Source organism: Xanthomonas vasicola pv. musacearum NCPPB 4379 (assembly GCF_000277895.2).
GTDB lineage: Bacteria > Pseudomonadota > Gammaproteobacteria > Xanthomonadales > Xanthomonadaceae > Xanthomonas > Xanthomonas vasicola.
The window spans coordinates 4366160-4378483 of sequence record NZ_CP034655.1; the positions used below are offsets into that span (position 1 = coordinate 4366160).

General features: G+C 64.2%; 14 protein-coding genes. 6 read left to right on the top strand and 8 right to left on the bottom strand.

The genetic code is table 11. The annotated features are described in order from the left end of the window. Positions 1–149 precede the first annotated feature (149 nt). The 3 genes from KWO_RS20060 to KWO_RS20070 form a co-directional block, all read right to left on the bottom strand. Positions 150–368, bottom strand: a complete 219-nt coding sequence (locus KWO_RS20060) for an HP1242/YdcH family protein (protein WP_003484103.1) — start codon at positions 366–368, stop codon at positions 150–152. 343 nt (positions 369–711) lie between these two features. Beyond that, positions 712–1602: a membrane protein gene (locus tag KWO_RS20065; RefSeq protein WP_010371886.1), complete on the bottom strand. Its 891-nt coding sequence runs from the start codon at positions 1600–1602 to the stop codon at positions 712–714. After that, a complete protein-coding gene (locus KWO_RS20070; RefSeq protein ID WP_010371890.1) occupies positions 1599–1982 on the bottom strand; it encodes a DUF4398 domain-containing protein in 384 nt (127 codons plus the stop codon). Before KWO_RS20070 ends, KWO_RS20065 begins: the two co-directional genes overlap by 4 nt. A gap of 98 nt (positions 1983–2080) precedes the next feature. Here KWO_RS20070 and KWO_RS20075 point away from each other — a divergent pair, with 98 nt between their 5' ends. Next, complete coding sequence (locus KWO_RS20075; RefSeq protein WP_010377742.1) at positions 2081–3214, top strand: PilT/PilU family type 4a pilus ATPase; 1134 nt, start codon at positions 2081–2083, stop codon at positions 3212–3214. A 337-nt stretch (positions 3215–3551) separates the two neighbouring features. Here the strand turns inward: KWO_RS20075 and maiA are convergent, their stop codons facing one another. Together maiA and KWO_RS20085 are read right to left on the bottom strand one after the other, a co-directional pair. Next, positions 3552–4214, bottom strand: coding sequence for a maleylacetoacetate isomerase (gene maiA, locus KWO_RS20080; protein ID WP_010377740.1), 663 nt, complete (start codon positions 4212–4214; stop codon positions 3552–3554). A 43-nt stretch (positions 4215–4257) separates the two neighbouring features. Continuing rightward, on the bottom strand, positions 4258–5247 hold the full coding sequence (locus KWO_RS20085) for a fumarylacetoacetate hydrolase family protein (protein ID WP_010371899.1): 990 nt from the start codon (positions 5245–5247) through the stop codon (positions 4258–4260). 376 nt (positions 5248–5623) lie between these two features. On the opposite strand from KWO_RS20085, the gene KWO_RS20095 reads away from it, so the two are divergent. The 3 genes from KWO_RS20095 (at position 5624) to KWO_RS20110 (ending at position 8201) form a co-directional block, all read left to right on the top strand. Further along, positions 5624–7006, top strand: a complete 1383-nt coding sequence (locus tag KWO_RS20095; protein ID WP_010377737.1) for a DEAD/DEAH box helicase — start codon at positions 5624–5626, stop codon at positions 7004–7006. Positions 7007–7319: 313 nt separating this feature from the next. Further along, complete coding sequence (queD, locus tag KWO_RS20105; RefSeq protein WP_010371905.1) at positions 7320–7673, top strand: 6-carboxytetrahydropterin synthase QueD; 354 nt, start codon at positions 7320–7322, stop codon at positions 7671–7673. A 192-nt stretch (positions 7674–7865) separates the two neighbouring features. Continuing rightward, on the top strand, positions 7866–8201 hold the full coding sequence (locus KWO_RS20110; protein WP_008576902.1) for a phasin family protein: 336 nt from the start codon (positions 7866–7868) through the stop codon (positions 8199–8201). Between the two features lie 112 nt (positions 8202–8313). Here KWO_RS20110 and bioD read toward each other — a convergent pair whose 3' ends face one another. Beyond that, on the bottom strand, positions 8314–8988 hold the full coding sequence (gene bioD / locus KWO_RS20115) for a dethiobiotin synthase (RefSeq protein ID WP_019768485.1): 675 nt from the start codon (positions 8986–8988) through the stop codon (positions 8314–8316). A gap of 231 nt (positions 8989–9219) precedes the next feature. Here bioD and KWO_RS20120 point away from each other — a divergent pair, with 231 nt between their 5' ends. After that, complete coding sequence (locus KWO_RS20120; protein WP_010371915.1) at positions 9220–9702, top strand: GAF domain-containing protein; 483 nt, start codon at positions 9220–9222, stop codon at positions 9700–9702. Further along, complete coding sequence (locus KWO_RS20125) at positions 9699–10097, top strand: TfoX/Sxy family protein (RefSeq protein ID WP_010377728.1); 399 nt, start codon at positions 9699–9701, stop codon at positions 10095–10097. Before KWO_RS20120 ends, KWO_RS20125 begins: the two co-directional genes overlap by 4 nt. Positions 10098–10431: 334 nt before the next feature. On the opposite strand, the gene gph is transcribed toward KWO_RS20125, so the two are convergent. Both gph and dinB read right to left on the bottom strand, forming a co-directional pair. Next, positions 10432–11082, bottom strand: a complete 651-nt coding sequence (gene gph / locus KWO_RS20130) for a phosphoglycolate phosphatase (RefSeq protein ID WP_010377725.1) — start codon at positions 11080–11082, stop codon at positions 10432–10434. Positions 11083–11224: 142 nt separating this feature from the next. Beyond that, positions 11225–12304, bottom strand: coding sequence for a DNA polymerase IV (gene dinB, locus KWO_RS20135; RefSeq protein WP_010371921.1), 1080 nt, complete (start codon positions 12302–12304; stop codon positions 11225–11227). Between the last annotated feature and the right edge of the window lie 20 nt (positions 12305–12324).

Here is a 12324-nt window from a genome sequence, read left to right on the forward strand (position 1 = left end):
GGACCTATGAACGAGCAGGCTCAGCCGCTGCAAGAATGCGCCACAAGCCCGAAGGCACAGCGGCACAAATAAAGACGCGGACGGTGGCAAGCCGACGAGGAGGCCGCCACCGCCCGCGACGGTGAACTAGTTCTAACGGTGGGGAAGGATCAGTGGGTGAGCTGGTCGTACATGCGAGTGAGCTTTTCTTTGGCCTGCAACTTCTCGCGCTTCATCTGGCCCAAGGTCACGTCGTCGATCGGGAGCACCCCGAGTTCGGCATCCATGCATTTCTTGTTCAATAGCTTGTGGCGTTGGTAGAGCTGCTTGAACTGGGGATCGGACTTCATCAATGCGTCGATTTCGGTCTGCGGTTGCCCTTCGAACATGGCGTTACCTCCTTCACTTAAAACAAGAACGCCCCGGCCAGCGAAGGCACGGGGCGCAGCTTGGGGATGGAAGACCAACGCGTTGCACAGGCCGACACACGGGCGGAACCACCAACAACCACTCCGCCATCTTGTCTCGTTGCGTGCCTCTGCATCACTGACCCGGCCCTCCGTACTTCCCCGGGCGGCGAAGTTGCTGCCGGGAGGTACGACCCTACGCCGGTCGCGGTGGGGGTTCAAGACCGAAACGGCCGCATTTGCCCTTCCTTGGCGCAACCAGTGACCGCGGTTCAACCACGCGTCATGCCCGGGTTAAAAGGCTTTAACTTCCAATCACTTGCCATCATGGAGCAACGACGACCTCGGCCGCACGTGTCTTGCTGGCCGCGCCCTTGGTGCCGGTGACCTGCAGCCGCGAGGCCGCGACGCCGCCTGCCACCAAGGCATCGCGGAGTGCTTCAGCACGCTTCTTGGCAGTGGCTGCATCGTTGTCGAAGCCGACGATATTGACCCGGCCCTTCTTGCCGATGTTCAGATATTCGGCCAAGGCCTTGGCCTGACCGGCGGCATCGCCAGACAGCGCGGCCTTGCCTCCGAAGGCAGCACTGCCCAGCGAAAACACTTCGCCGCGGCTGTCGAACGTGGCGGCCGGCAACTTGGCCCCGGCCACGAGCTCGGCTTCCTCATGCGCCAGCTGTACTGCCTTCTGCTGGGCCGCGTTGAGCTTGGCGGTCTGCTTGCCGGCCACGCTGGTCAAGGCCAACTCGGCGTCCTGGCGGGCGAGCGCCTCCTGTTCGGCGGCCTGGCGTGCCTGCTCGGCGGCCTCGGCCTGGATCTGCGCCTGCACACGCAGACGTTCGGCCTCCTGGCGCGCACGTGCGGCATCGCGGCGACTGGCTTCGATCAGCAAGTCGTTGCGGGTGCCTTCCAGGCGGTCCAGCTCACGCCGCGCCAGCGCGGTACGGGCAGTGAGTTCGGCGATCTCGACCCGGCGGTCGGCCAGAAACACCAGCTCGTCGCGGTCGCGCCGCTTGGCCTCGGCCAGCGCAGCCACGCTCTGCTGGGCCTGCAACCGTTCGAAGCGGGCCAGATCGTTGGTCTGCGGGTCGTTTTGCAGCGCGGCCAAGCGCCGGTTGAGCGCGTCGGCCTGCGGGTCGTCCTTGGCCGCCATCGCCAGCGGCGGCAACGCGGCCAAGCTCAGGACACCGAGGTAGAGCAGTGGGCGCAGTTTCATCGGCCACTTTCCCCGGTGTTGAGGGTGTTCTGCAACTGCGCCACTTCCTTCTTGCGCTGTTCCAGCTGGGCGGTGACCACCGCCTCTTCGCTGCGTGCCTTGGCCAGGTCGGCGTCGGCCGCTGCGCGTAAGGCGATCTGGGGTACCTGCTTGCGTTGGCGCTTGTCCAGTTGAGCCTGCTGAGCCTGCATCAATTCCTGGCGTGCCAGATTCACCAGATCGGGTGCGTATTGGTCGGCATCGGCCTGCGTGGCGCGTTGCACGGCCTGTTCGGCAGCAGTGAGCTCCGGCGCCACCTGGGCGGCGGCCGGAGAGGAAAGAACCATGAAACAGGCGATGCCATACAGGGATCGCCGCAAGTATGCGAAGCTAGCCGTCATTAGGGGAGCCGTAGCGAGAAGTCTCGAGCACGGCCATTGTCGGAAGCCTGCGGCGTACTTGCAACGAGACGCTGCTGTTTGTTGGGGAACCATTGCGCATGGATATCGGCTACTTCCTGAAGCTGATGACCGAAAAGAATGCCTCGGACATGTTCTTGACCACCGGCGCGCCGGTGTACATCAAGATCGAAGGCAAGCTTTACCCGCTCGGCAATACGGGGTTGCCGCCGGGGATGGTCAAGAAAATCGCTTACTCATTAATGGACGAAGGCCAAGTGCCGCAGTTCGAGCGCGAGCTCGAGCTCAACATGGCCATCGCCTTGTCCGATGCCGGCCGCTTCCGCGTGAACGTGTTCAAGCAGCGCGGCGAAGTGGGCATGGTGATCCGCGCCATCCGCAGCCGGATCCCCAGCATCGAGGAGCTCAACCTGCCGCAGGTGCTCAAGGACGTCATCATGACCCCGCGCGGGCTGGTGCTGGTGGTGGGCTCGACCGGCTCGGGCAAGTCGACCTCGCTTGCCTCGATGATCGACCACCGCAACAGCACCACCACCGGGCACATCCTCACCATCGAGGACCCGATCGAATATCTGCACAAGCACAAGATGTCGATCGTGAACCAGCGCGAGGTGGGCCTGGACACGCATGCGTTCCAAAGCGCGCTGAAGAATGCGATGCGCGAGGCGCCGGACGTAATCCTGATCGGCGAGATCCTGGACGCCGAGACCATGGAGGCAGCGATCGCCTTCGCCGAAACAGGTCACCTGTGCCTGGCCACGCTGCACTCCAACAATGCCGACCAGACCATCGAGCGCATCCTCAATTTCTTCCCGGAAAGCGCGCACAAGAACGTGCTGATGAATCTGGCGCTGAACCTGCGCGCAGTGGTGTCGCAGCGCTTGGTCAAGGGCGTGGATGGACGCCGCCGCCCGGCGACCGAAGTGCTGCTCAACACGCCGATGATTCGCGACCTGCTGCGCCGCGGCCAGGTGCACGAGGTCAAGCAGGCGATGGAAGAGTCGCTGGAAGAAGGCATGCAGACCTTCGACCAGTGCCTGTTCCGGATGGTGAAGTCGGGCGAAATCGAGCAGGAAGAAGCACTACGTGCCGCCGACTCGCGCGATGGCCTCGCCCTGAAGTTCCGCCTCTCCGAAGGTGGCTCCGGCGAGCACGACCCGTACGCGGATTACGAAACGCCGGCTGCGCCGAAGATCAGCCACGGGTTTATTTAAGCGGCCTCGTCACGGTTTTCGACCAGCGACTGGCGCCGTGGCGCTGATCGATTGACACGCTGATAGATGAGTTTGGTCGCGATTAGGTTGCAACTTGCATCCTCATCCAATACCGCATCTCTTCTTGCGCTCGCGAAGGACTCGCGAAGGAAGGGATGCGGGGACCATGCGTGCCTTCAGGCCTGCTTTGAGGCAAGCGCTAGCTCTCATCTTCAGCACGGACCCAGCAATGGGCCGACCTCGGATTGAGCAATTGCCCCGCAAGCCGCGCTTGTTTTCCGCTTACCAGGAAAGCTGCCGCGGCGCAGACGAGAGCGACTACCCTCGCCCGCCCGCCTCAAACAACTGCATCAATCTGCATTTCCGGCCGCGCCGCGTCGAATGCCGGCAGTGCCAGACAGGCCTGTTCAATGCTTTGCACCTTGGGATATGGCGCGAGATCGACCTCAAACCGGCGCGCGTTGTAGAGCTGCGGAATCAGCACGCAATCCGCCAGGCCCGGTGTGTCGCCGTGGCAGAAGCTTGCGGTGTGCGGATCGTTGGCCAGTTGCAGTTCCAGCGCCGCAAACCCTTGCTGCATCCAGTGCTGCGTCCAATACAGGCGCTGTGCGGCATCGCGTTGCCACTCTCGCTCAAGCAACTGCATCACGCGTAGGTTATTGAGCGGGTGCACATCGCATGCGATGGCTTGGGCAAGTGCGCGCACGCGGGCGCGTTCGGACGGCGCTGCCGGCAGCAGCTGCGCGCTGCCTGGAAACGCTTCTTCCAGATATTCCAGAATCGCCAGCGACTGCGGAACCACCACTGCGCCGTGGCGCAGCGCCGGAACTAGCTGCTGTGGATTGAGCTGCGCATAGGCCGGCGCATGCTGCTCGCCGCCGTCGCGCACCAGATGCACCGGGTGCGTGACGTACGCCAGCGCCTTTATGTTCAGCCCGATGCGCACGCGATAGGCCGCGCTCGAACGCCAGTACGAAAACAGCTCCAAGGGTGCGCTCATACGCCAGCCTGCCTGTGAGCGCTTACGGAAGGTGAGCAACCGGTCATGGCAGCGGTTGCCGCTCAACGCGCTGTTCGATCGCGCCGAAGATGCTGACGCCATCAGCATCGAACATCTCGATCCGCACCATGTCGCCGAACGCCATGAACGGTGTGCTCGGCTTGCCGTCTCGCAAGGTCTCCACCACGCGCTGTTCGGCAAAACACGAGGCGCCCAGCGTGGTGTCCTGATTGGCGATGGTGCCCGAGCCCACGATCGTGCCGGCCGACAACGGACGAGTTTTGGCGGCATGGGCAATCAGCTGAGCGAAGTTGAACTGCATGTCCTCGCCAGCTTCGGGCGCGCCGAACCAGGCGCCGTTGACATGGGTCACCAGCGGTAGGTGCACCTTGTTGTCGCGCCAGGCATCGTCCAGTTCGTCGGGGGTGACGAACACCGGCGACAGCGCCGAACGCGGCTTGGATTGCACAAAACCGAAGCCCTTGGCGAGCTCGGCCGGAATAAGGTTGCGCAGCGAGACGTCGTTAACCAAACCGATCAACTGGATATGCGCGGCCGCCTGCTCGGGCGAGGCGCCCATCGGTACGTCGTCGGTAATGACCACGATTTCCGCTTCCAGATCGATGCCGTGCTCCTCGCTGATCACCTTGATGGCATCGCGCGGGCCGTAGAAGCCGGCGCTGGTGGCTTGGTACATCAGCGGGTCGGTGTAGAAGCTTTCCGGCACCTCGGCATTGCGCGCGCGGCGCACCCGCTCCACGTGCGGCAGGTAGGCGCTGCCGTCGACGAACTCGTAGGCGCGCGGCAGCGGCGCGGCCAAGGCGTGCATGTCCAGGTCGAAGACGCCGTCGGCACTGCCGTCGTTGAGCGAGGCCGATAAGGCGTTCAGGCGCGGCGCCACATTGCTCCAGTCTTCCAGCGCGCGCTGCAGTGTGGGCGCGATGCCGGTGGCGCGCACGGCGGTGCGCAGGTCGCGCGAGACCACGATCAGGCTGCCGTCGCGGCCGCCTTCCTTCAGGGAACCTAGCTTCATGACCATCCTGTGCTGTGGCTGATTGGGTGATTGTACGGCCTGCCACAACAGTAGTTACACCTGAAACAACTGACCAGTACCACAACCGCAGTGACGGGATTTTGTGCAGCGCGCCAAACGCGGGTACACTTGCCGGGTCTGCATGCGGCCGTCCGTTTCCCTTAGGGACAGCCGGCGAGACCAGGATCGATCGATCCGCTCGCCCGCCCCACCCGACGCCTTTCGTGGTGCCGACAAACCCATCGCTCTTTGATCGGGTTGATCCACCATCTCGCAGCGCGGTTCACGGGAACGCTCCGAGCCTCACTTTTTGCATCTGCAATGCGTTTGCGCTCCGGGCTTGGCTTGGTGGCGACGCTTTACTTGGAGCTTCCTGATGTCTTTTGAATCCCTGGGCCTTGCGCCCTTCCTGCTGCGCGCGTTGGCCGAGCAGGGCTATGAAACCCCCACTGCGATCCAGCAGCAGGCAATTCCGCTGGTGCTGGCCGATCACGATCTGCTGGCCGGCGCGCAGACCGGCACCGGCAAGACGGCTGCGTTCGGCCTGCCGCTGCTGCAGCACCTGGGCACCTCGCCGCAGCCGGTCAACGGCCCGCGCAAGCCGCGCGCGTTGATCCTGACCCCGACCCGCGAACTTGCCACCCAGGTGCATGACAGCCTGCGGGGCTACAGCAAGTACCTACGCATCCCCAGCGCGGTGATCTACGGCGGCGTGGGCATGGGCAACCAGCTCGACGCGCTGCGTCGTGGCGTGGACCTGCTGATCGCCTGCCCGGGCCGCCTGATCGACCATATCGAGCGTCGCAGCGTGGACCTGTCCGGCATCGAAGTGCTGATCCTGGACGAAGCCGACCGCATGCTCGACATGGGCTTCTTGCCGTCGATCAAGCGCATCCTGACCAAGCTGCCGCGCCAGGACCGTCAAACCCTGCTGTTCTCGGCGACCTTCGAAGAGAACATCAAGCAGCTGGCGCTGGAGTTCATGCGCAACCCGATGCAGATCCAGGTCACCCCGAGCAACACTGTGGCCGAGAGCATCACCCACCGCGTGCACCCGGTCGATGGCGCGCGCAAGCGCGATCTGCTGCTGCACCTGCTGGCGCAGGACAGCCGCGAGCAGACCCTGGTCTTCGCGCGCACCAAGCACGGCAGCGACAAACTGGCGCTGTTTCTGGAGAAGTCCGGCATCAAGACCGCGGCGATCCACGGCAACAAGAGCCAGGGTCAGCGCATGCGTGCCTTGAGCGACTTCAAGGCCGGCCGCGTGACCGTGCTGGTGGCCACCGATATCGCCGCGCGTGGTATCGATATCGACCAGCTGCCGAAGGTCATCAACTACGACCTGCCGATGGTGGCCGAGGATTACGTGCACCGCATCGGCCGCACCGGCCGTAACGGCTCCACCGGCGAGGCGATTTCGCTGGTGGCGCAGGACGAAGCCAAGCTGCTGCGCCAGATCGTGCGCATGCTGGGCCGCGACGTGGAAATCCGCGACGTGCCGGGCTACGAGCCGCAAACCCCGATCCGTTGGGGCAATAGCGCACCGGGACGTGCCGAGCAGCCGGGTGGCGATCGCGCTCCGCGCAAGAGCCACGCCCGTCGCCCGCATGGCGATGCACCGCGTCAGGCGCATGCACATGCCGGCCCGAAGAAGCCGGGTGGCCAGCGCAGCAGTGGTCCGCGTCAGGCCAATGCCGGTGCTGGCGCAGGCCGTCGCGACGGCGGCCGCGGTGGCCAGCGTCCGAGCGGCACGCGCTAAATCCTGAGCGCCGGTACTTCCGGCGCCAGGTTGGCGTTGAACTGAAAAGCCGCCCTTTCGGGGCGGCTTTTTTGTGGGCCATGCGCGTGTGTCAGCAAACATGCTTGATCCGCGTGCGACTAGGCAGCGCAAGAGCGCGCGGCAATGCCGCACCTTGGTGACGGACGCGGGAGTCAGCGCGCCAGGCATGCGCGCTGCGCTGCATACCGGTGTGACACTCCAACTGCCACCGTGGCTTTGGAATGCCGAAAAGCACCGCAGCGTTGCGCTTGCCGTCGGCTTCAGAGGGCCCGGCGCACTTACAATGCCGCACATGGATATCTTCAAAGTCTTTACGCTTGAAGCCGCGCACCGGCTTCCCAATGTGCCGCCTGGGCACAAATGCGCGCGCCTGCACGGGCATTCGTTTCGAGTGGAGCTGCATGTCAGCGGCGAACCCGGCGCCGAGACCGGCTGGATCATGGATTTCGGCGATATCAAGGCCGCCTTTCAGCCGATCTACGACCGCCTGGATCACCACTATCTCAACGATATCGACGGGCTGGAAAATCCCACCAGCGAACGCCTGGCAATCTGGATCTGGCAGCAGCTCAAGCCAGCATTGCCGCAGCTCAGCGAGATCGTGGTGCATGAAACCTGCACCTCCGGGTGTCGCTATCGCGGTTGACCGGTAGCGCAGTCCTGTGACCTAGGGCCGCCCGCTGGGCGGCTTTTGTCATTTACGGAGCTGGCTAACCCGTTGATGACAAAGCATTTCTGCAGCCGCTTGGAAAATCTTCAGAAAACATGTTGCATCGCAGCAGCAACGGCGTATGCTGCAACGCAACAAACGGTCACGGCTTTCCCCAAGGGGTTCGCAATGTCGGCGCAGTTCGAAAACAGCTTCACCAGTCAGTTCGCGTCTGTCGCAGCACGTGCCAACCAGTTGGCCTTGGAGACGCTGGAACGCAACGTCAACGCGACCAGCAGCTTCTTCGGCGAGTTCGCGCAGGCGCGCGATCTGGGCGCCTACCAGACGCTCTGGCCGAAAGGCTTGCAGGTTGCGCGCGACAACCTGGAACGCCTGGCCTCGGTCAATCAGGAAGTGGTCGGGCTGGGATTGAAGATGTCCAGCGAGCTTGGGCAGTTTGCCAAGCAGCAGTTCGAAAACGGCAGCGACCAGGCCGGCGCATCTGGCAAGACCCGGCGTAAGTAAGCGCCAATAAATTCAGCGTCTTTGCATGGGTCCCTCCCCCCGTGCAATCCGGCCCGACAGATCCCTCCCTCTGTCGGGCTTTTTTATTGCCCGCGCGAGCGCGCCGTGCCATCTAGCGCGGCAACTCCAGCCCGTGTGCCTGGGCGACAGCGTCGGCACCCGGCCGCCACGGGATCCGGCCCCAGCACGGCATCGCCAGGCGCTGGCGCAGCATGCCGATGTTCTCTTCGATGCGCTCCATCTGCGGATCGATTTCATTGGCGATCCACCCGATGCACTGCAGCCCATCGGCGGCGATGGCCGCAGCAGTGAGCCGCGTGTGGTTGATGCAGCCCAGCCGCACGCCGACCACCAGCACCACCGGCAGCTGCAAGGCGCGCACCAGATCGGCTTGATCCAGGGTCGCGCTCAGCGGCGCGGCCCACCCGCCCACCCCTTCCACCACCACCACCTCGGCCTGCGTGCGCAATTGCGCGAACGCGTGCGCGATGGGCTCCAGCGCCAGCGTCACGCCGACATCAGCCGCCGCCAGTTCCGGTGCCAGCGGCGCCGGCAAGGCGTAGGGATTGAGCGTGGCGTAGTCCGGCTGCGGATCGCTGGCCGCCTGCAGCGCCAGCGCGTCTTCGTTACGCCAACCCTGCGGCGTGTGCTCGCAGCCGCTGGCCACCGGCTTCATGCCGACGGCGCGATGGCCGCGTGCGCGCAAGGCGTGCAACAGCGCGGTGCTGCCCATGGTCTTGCCGATGCCGGTATCGGTGCCGGTGACATAAAAAGCTGAATGCTGCATACGCCTGATCCTGCGGCCGCGCCGCCATTGCCGTGAGGGCGCGCAGCATAGCGTGCGCACTGCACGTGCGGCTGAGGACGGTTGGTTGTCGTTTGCCTGCGGGGCCACGTTGCCCCTGTGCGCGCCGCTGGCTGCCTCGGCCAATGATCGCGACTCAGTGCTGGAAAGCTCCTGCGCGTTCCTTGCCCGATCGCAACCACGCTGCAAGACGGCCACTGCTAAACTTTGCCGATGTTCGCCACCTCTTCGCTGACCGGCAGCAAGCCGGAACAATATGCCCAGCTCACCGCCCAGGCCCAGGCACTGGTGCACGGCGAGCCGGACCGGATCGCCAATGCCGCCAATCTGGCCGCGCTGATCTTCCATTCGTTGCCGTCGCTCAACTGGGCCGGCTTCTACTTCTACGACGGCCGCGAGCTGGTGGTGGGGCCGTTCCAGGGCCTGCCGGCGTGCGTGCGCATCCCGCTGGACAAGGGCGTGTGCGGTGCGGCCGCCAGTACCCGGCAGAGCCAGCGCATTGCCGATGTGGACGCGTTTCCGGGGCATATCGCCTGCGATTCGGCGTCGCGCTCGGAGCTGGTGATTCCGCTGGTCAAGGGCGATGTATTGATCGGCGTGCTGGACCTTGACAGCCCGGAGCTGGACCGCTTCGATGCCGACGACCAACGTGGCCTGGAAGCGATCGCGCAGCTGTTTGTGGACGCGCTGGCGTGACCACCGAGCGGATGCGCAACATCGGCCCGAAGAGCGCAGCGTGGCTGCGCCAGGTCGGGCTGCGCACGCAGCAGGACCTGCAGGCGGTGGGTGCGGTGGGCGCGTTCGTCAAAGTGCGCCGCGCGGGCTTCAAGCCCAGCCTCAATCTGCTGTATTCGCTGGAAGGCGCGTTGACCGATTGTCATTGGCAGGATGTGCCGGAAGCACGACGCCATGCGTTGCTGGCCGAATACGAAGCCGCCAGCGCACTGCTGCCGGTGCGCGGCCGCGCCATCGGCGGGCCGGTGGAAACCGTGCACTACGCAAGCGCCGATAACGACGATACGCACGGCGATGCAGACATTGCGTCCGACTTCGATGACGCAGCAGATGCAGACCACGCACGGGACGATTGAGTTAGCTCAAGCGATCGGTGATCGGTGATCGGTGATCGGTGATCGGTGCGGTACGCTCTTGTTTAGGTTCATGCGCGCGCTGATGCATGCAGTATCGCCTTGAACTTCGCGTGACCCGTTTAGAGCACGACGCGGCATTGACTGATCACATCACATGTTGGCTGTGGTGGCTCACCGCGGTGTGCCGATGCTGCTAGTCGCTCAGCGGAACAGGCCGGTCGGCTCAATATTCGGCTCGACATAGTGATCCGCTTCAGTGCAAACGCCTGACCTTGCGCCTGCTGCAGTCATGCACGCTGGCGCCGCATTGGTTGATGCGACGCGCAATTCCAAATTACGTCAACGCAAGCAGCTCACGCATGTCGTCCATGATGGCCACCGCACCGGAGGTCTGCACATCGAAGCCGCGCAGGTAACCGTAACGCACCATCGCCAGCGGCATATCGGCGGCGTTTGCGGCAGCAGCGTCGGTGGCCGAATCGCCGACCATCAGGCATTGCTGCGGGCTGCGCTGGAAGTGTCTGGCAAGCTGCAGCAGCGGTGCCGGGTCAGGCTTGCGCTGCGGCAAGGAATCGCCGCCCAGCACACTGCTGAAGTGCGCGGCGATGCCCAGATGTTCCAGCAACGGTGCGATAAAACGCGAGGGCTTGTTGGTGCATAACGCCAGCGTGACGCCGGCATCGCGCAAGCCCGTCAGCGCCTCGGCAACGCCGGGATACAACTGCGGATTGTGCAGCAGACTCGCTTCGTAATGGCGCATCATCACCGGCATTGCCGCATCGGCGTCGCGCGTACTGCCGGCTTCGCGCAATGCGGTGGCAAGCAACACATGCACGCCTTCGCCGATCCAACTGCGGATCGTGGCTTCGCTGAAATGCTGCAGCCCGAGCTCCTGCAAGGTGCCGTTGAGCGCCTCGGCGATATTGGGCGCGCTGTCCACGAGCGTGCCGTCCAGATCGAAGATCACCAGCGAATACGCAAACATTCGGACGGTCTCGTGTGTGGGGGAGCCGCAGTGTACGCAGTGCCGCATGCAGCGCGCGTCACCGTGAGCACTGTGGATTACTCGCTGCACACATTGATGCAGTCAGCGACACATGCCGCACGCAACGCACAGTGGCTTGCAGTCACTCCGCCTGCGGCATTTCGCCAAACAGCTGCCCCTGCACCGCACCTTCTTCGACATCGCTGAAACCGCTCAGGCCAACACCGACCAGGCGGTAGCGCGTCTGCGCAGGCATCTCCACGCGGCGGGTCAGCGACAACGCGATCTGTGCCAGCGCCTCCTGCGAGGCAGGTGGCTGCTCGGGCGTGTAGGAGCGCGTCAGGATACGAAAGTTGGAGGTCTTCAATTTCAGCACCACCGTGCGGCCGATGCGCTCGGTGCGGCGCGTGGCGAGCCAGGTTTTTCCCGCCAGCCGCAGGATGTGCGGATCCAACGCATCAAGCGGGAGATCTTCGCTGAAGGTGTCTTCCGAGGAGACCGATTGCACCTCTTGATCTGGCTCGACCGGGCGCTCGTCGATGCCACGCGCGCGGCGATACAGGCTCTGCCCGAAACTGCCGAAATGCGCCTGCAATTCTTCCAATGGCCGCAGGCGCAGATCGGCCACGGTGACGATGCCCAGTGCCGCCAGCTTGCCATCCATCACCTTGCCCACGCCGGGAATGCGATTGACCTTGAGCGGCAGCAAAAATGCGTCGATGCGACTGGGTGCGATCACGAACTGGCCATCGGGCTTGCGCCAATCCGACGCGATCTTGGCCAGGAACTTGTTCGGGGCGATGCCGGCCGATGCGGTGAGTTGGGTTTCTTCGCGAATCTGCGTGCGGATCAGCTGCGCGATCTCGGTAGCCAGTTGCATGCCGGTCTTGGCGTGCGTGACATCCAGATAGGCCTCGTCCAGCGACAATGGCTCCACCAGATCGGTATGCCGGTGGAAGATCTCGCGCACTTGCCGCGACACCGCCTTGTAGCGCGCAAAATCCGGCGGCACGAAGATCGCATCCGGGCACAGACGCTCGGCGCGCACGGCCGGCATCGCCGAGCGAATGCCGAAAGTGCGCGCTTCGTAGGAGGCCGCGCACACCACCGAGCGCGCACCGCGCCAGGCCACCACCACCGGCTTGCCGCGCAGGCTAGGGTCGTCACGTTGCTCCACGGACGCGTAGAACGCATCCATGTCCACGTGCACGATCTTGCGCATCAAACGGGTTTCTCTGTCGC

Coding starts and splice junctions, on each gene's coding strand:
- KWO_RS20095 (WP_010377737.1), top strand. CDS start 5,624: ATGTCTTTTGAATCCCTGGGCCTTGCGCCCTTCCTGCTGCGCGCGTTG.
- KWO_RS20120 (WP_010371915.1), top strand. CDS start 9,220: ATGTTCGCCACCTCTTCGCTGACCGGCAGCAAGCCGGAACAATATGCC.
- KWO_RS20070 (WP_010371890.1), bottom strand. CDS start 1,982: ATGACGGCTAGCTTCGCATACTTGCGGCGATCCCTGTATGGCATCGCC.
- KWO_RS20065 (WP_010371886.1), bottom strand. CDS start 1,602: ATGAAACTGCGCCCACTGCTCTACCTCGGTGTCCTGAGCTTGGCCGCG.
- queD (WP_010371905.1), top strand. CDS start 7,320: ATGGATATCTTCAAAGTCTTTACGCTTGAAGCCGCGCACCGGCTTCCC.
- dinB (WP_010371921.1), bottom strand. CDS start 12,304: ATGCGCAAGATCGTGCACGTGGACATGGATGCGTTCTACGCGTCCGTG.
- KWO_RS20075 (WP_010377742.1), top strand. CDS start 2,081: ATGGATATCGGCTACTTCCTGAAGCTGATGACCGAAAAGAATGCCTCG.
- KWO_RS20110 (WP_008576902.1), top strand. CDS start 7,866: ATGTCGGCGCAGTTCGAAAACAGCTTCACCAGTCAGTTCGCGTCTGTC.
- maiA (WP_010377740.1), bottom strand. CDS start 4,214: ATGAGCGCACCCTTGGAGCTGTTTTCGTACTGGCGTTCGAGCGCGGCC.
- KWO_RS20085 (WP_010371899.1), bottom strand. CDS start 5,247: ATGAAGCTAGGTTCCCTGAAGGAAGGCGGCCGCGACGGCAGCCTGATC.
- gph (WP_010377725.1), bottom strand. CDS start 11,082: ATGTTTGCGTATTCGCTGGTGATCTTCGATCTGGACGGCACGCTCGTG.
- bioD (WP_019768485.1), bottom strand. CDS start 8,988: ATGCAGCATTCAGCTTTTTATGTCACCGGCACCGATACCGGCATCGGC.
- KWO_RS20060 (WP_003484103.1), bottom strand. CDS start 368: ATGTTCGAAGGGCAACCGCAGACCGAAATCGACGCATTGATGAAGTCC.